The sequence below is a fragment of the Rhizobacter sp. P1_G5 genome (assembly GCF_056405435.1).
The window spans coordinates 1-3,036 of the sequence record NZ_JBFUCB010000689.1 but is presented as its reverse complement, the minus strand read 5'-3'; the positions used below and the strand labels follow the sequence as shown (position 1 = coordinate 3,036).

General features: G+C 66.8%; 2 protein-coding genes. One reads left to right on the top strand and one right to left on the bottom strand.

Features of this window, described 5'->3' with window-relative positions; translation table 11 throughout:
- Window positions 1-159: 159 nt before the first annotated feature.
- On the bottom strand, window positions 160-2,421 hold the full coding sequence (locus AC1D12_RS29540; RefSeq protein ID WP_047505251.1) for an Orn/Lys/Arg family decarboxylase: 2,262 nt from the start codon (window positions 2,419-2,421) through the stop codon (window positions 160-162).
- A gap of 136 nt (window positions 2,422-2,557) precedes the next feature.
- Between AC1D12_RS29540 and AC1D12_RS29535 the strand changes: the two genes are divergently transcribed.
- Window positions 2,558-2,992 (top strand): NfeD family protein, encoded by a 435-nt coding sequence (locus AC1D12_RS29535; RefSeq protein WP_477844746.1) that lies wholly within the window; start codon window positions 2,558-2,560, stop codon window positions 2,990-2,992.
- Window positions 2,993-3,036: the final 44 nt, after the last annotated feature.

The window sequence follows — 3,036 nt, the reverse complement described above, 5'->3', positions numbered from 1 at the left end:
GCCTTCGGCCCAGTGGGGCGCTGGCAACCCGCGCGGCAGTGGTCTGCCGCTGCGGTGCGCGCAGTCTAGCGATGCGCGCGGGGATTTTTCACGACAGGCCGAGCAAATTCATCAACCTTGAGGAGGTCCATTCGTACCTCCCCCGCTGCGAATTCCCGCTCAGCCTTCCTTCACGCAATCCACGTGGTACGTCCGCGACCCCTCGCCGCTGTCATGCTCCACCAGCCCGTGGACATCGGTGTCGAAGCCCGGGAACTTGGCGTTGAACGCGCGCGTGAATTTCAGGTAGTCGACGATCTTCTTGTTGAAGCGCTCGCCCGGGATCAAGAGCGGGATGCCCGGCGGGTACGGTGTCAGCAGCGAGGTGGTGACGCGGCCTTCCAGGTCGTCGATCGCCACGCGCTCGGTGTCGCGGTGCGCGATGCGCGCGAACGCATCGGTGGGCTTCATCGCCGGCTGCAGGTCGGACAAATACATCTCGGTGGTCAGCCGCGCGATGTCGCCCTTCGCGTACATCTCGTGGATGGCCTGGCTCAGGTCCTGCAGCCCCATGCGCTCGTAGCGCGGCTGCTTGGCCACGAACTCCGGCAGCACGCGCCACAGCGGCGCGTTGCGGTCGTAGTCGTCCTTGAACTGCTGCAGCGCGGTCAGCAGCGTGTTCCAGCGGCCCTTCGTGATGCCGATCGTGAACATGATGAAGAACGAGTACAGCCCCGTCTTCTCGACCACCACGCCGTGCTCGGCCAGGAACTTGGTGACGATGGACGCCGGAATGCCGGTCTTGGCGAACTTGCCCGACACATCGAGCCCCGGCGTGATCAGCGTGCACTTGATCGGGTCGAGCAGGTTGAAGCCGCCCGCCAGGTCACCGAAGCCGTGCCACTTCTCGCCGGCCTTCAGCACCCAGTCGCTGCTCTTGCCGATGCCTTCGGCCGCGATCTTGTCCGGGCCCCAGACCTTGAACCACCAGTCCTTGCCGTACTCCTTGTCGACCTTGCGCATCGCGCGGCGGAAGTCCATCGATTCGGCGATGCTCTCTTCCACCAGCGCGCGCCCGCCCGGCGCCTCCATCATCGCCGCGGCCACGTCGCAGCTCGCGATGATCGCGTACTGCGGGCTGGTCGACGTGTGCATCAGGTAGGCCTCGTTGAAGAGGTGCGTGTCGAGCTTGCGGTGCTGCGCGTCCTGCACCAGCACCTGCGAGGCCTGGCTGATGCCGGCCAGCAGCTTGTGCGTGGACTGCGTCGCGTAGACGATCTGGTCCTTCGGGCGCGGGCGGTTGCGGCCCATCGAATGGTATTCGCCGTAGAACTCGTGGAAGGCGGCGTGCGGCAGCCAGGCCTCGTCGAAATGCAGCGTGTCGATGTAGCCGTCGAGCGATTTCTTGATGCTCTCGGTGTTGTAGAGCACGCCGTCGTACGTGCTCTGCGTCAGCGTCAGGATGCGCGGCTTGACCTTCTTCGCGTCGACGCCGGCCAGCAGCGGGTTCTTCGCGATCTTGCGCTGGATGGCGGCCGGCGAGAACTCGGCCTCGGGGATCGGGCCGATGATGCCGTAGTGGTTGCGCGTGGGCGGCAGGAACACCGGCACCGCGCCCGTCATGATGATCGAGTGCAGGATCGACTTGTGGCAGTTGCGGTCGACCACCACCACGTCGCCCGGCGCCACATTGTGGTGCCACACCATCTTGTTGCTGGTGCTGGTGCCGTTGGTGACGAAGAAGCAGTGGTCGGCGTTGAAGATGCGCGCCGCGTTGCGCTCGCTCTCGGCGATCGGACCGGTGTGGTCGAGCAGCTGGCCGAGCTCGTCGACGCTGTTGCACACGTCGGCGCGCAGCATGTTCTCGCCGAAGAACTGGTGGAACATGCGCCCGACCGGGCTCTTCAGGAACGCGACGCCGCCCGAGTGGCCGGGGCAATGCCACGAGTACGAGCCGTCCTGCGCGTAGTCGACCAGCGCGCGGAAGAACGGCGGCGCCAGGCCGTCCATGTACGACTTGGCTTCGCGGATGATGTGGCGGGCCACGAACTCCGGCGTGTCCTCGAACATGTGGATGAAGCCGTGCAGCTCGCGCAGCACGTCGTTGGGCAGGTGCTGCGAGGTGCGCGTCTCGCCATACAGGTAGATCGGGATCTCGGCGTTCTTGAAGCGGATCTCCTGAATGAACTTGCGCAGGTTCAGCACCACCGGGTCGAGCTCGGGGCCTTGCGTGAACTCGTTGTCGTCGATCGACAGGATGAAGGCGCTGGCGCGGCTTTGCTGCTGCGCGAATTGCGACAGGTCGCCGTAGCTGGTGGCGCCCAGCACCTCGAAGCCCTCTTTCTCGATGGCCGCGGCCAGCGCCCGGATTCCCAGGCCCGAGGTGTTCTCGGAGCGGAAGTCTTCGTCGATGATGACGATCGGAAAGTTGAAACGGAGCATGGCCACCTCTGGAGGGCAACGGAATGAAGGCGCGAAGTGTAGGGCCGATCGATGACAGGCGCGGGGTGCGCCTTACACTGCCGACCTGCGTGCGGGGTGGACGCAACAGACGCTCAAACGAGGAGAGCCCGTGGACATGAGCCCGTCAACGTTCTGGTGGGTGGCGGCCGGGGTGGCGGTGGCCGCCGAGCTGGCCACCGGCACCTTCTACCTGCTGATGTTCGCGCTCGGCCTGGCGGCCGCGGCGATTGCCGCGCTKCTGGGCTTCAAGCTGCCCGGCCAGCTGGTGATGGCGGCCCTGGTGGGCGGCGGCGCGGTGGCGCTGTGGCATTGGCGCCGCCTGCAGCACCCGCCGGCCGGCCCGGTGCGCGAGAACCGCGACGTCAACATCGACATCGGCGAGCACGTGACCGTGGCGGCCTGGGCCGACGACYGCACCGCCCGCGTGCCCTACCGCGGCTCCACCTGGACCGCGCGCCTCGCCCCCGGTGCGCCGGCGCAGCCGGGCGAGCACGTGGTGCAGGCGGTGGAAGGCAACTGGCTGGTGCTGGTGCCCGCCGCCGGCCGTTGACTCCTCGAGCTGCCGATCCCCCTTCCCTGCTCCCTTCCCTGTTC

Excerpts from the sequence above, each read along its gene's own strand:
- AC1D12_RS29540 (WP_047505251.1), bottom strand. The coding sequence starts at position 2,421 with ATGCTCCGTTTCAACTTTCCGATCGTCATCATCGACGAAGACTTCCGC.